This is a genomic window from Rhodanobacter denitrificans (genome assembly GCF_003335105.1).
Classification (GTDB): domain Bacteria; phylum Pseudomonadota; class Gammaproteobacteria; order Xanthomonadales; family Rhodanobacteraceae; genus Rhodanobacter; species Rhodanobacter denitrificans_A.
In genome coordinates this window covers 1-232 of sequence record NZ_QFWQ01000023.1, presented here as the reverse complement: position 1 = coordinate 232, position 232 = coordinate 1, and the positions used below count along the sequence as shown (strand labels likewise).

Here is a 232-nt window from a genome sequence, read left to right as displayed (position 1 = left end):
CACTGGCGGCACGCCGAGTGCCAACTTCACCGACACGATCAGCGGCCTGACGGTCAGCTTCACCGATACCTCCACCGACAACGGTGGCACCATCTCGGCGCACTCGTGGACCTTCGGCGACGGCAGCAGCTCGACCGCCACCAACCCCAGCCACAGCTATGCGGCGGCCGGCACCTACAGCGTCACCGAGACGGTGACCGACAGTGCCAATGGCAGCACCAACTCCAAGACC

The 232-nt window shown here is 65.9% G+C and carries 1 protein-coding gene; it reads left to right on the top strand.

Translation table 11 applies throughout. The annotated features are described in order from the left end of the window. Positions 1-232: PKD domain-containing protein (locus tag DEO45_RS16340; protein WP_114345885.1), on the top strand; the 232-nt coding region annotated here is incomplete at both ends.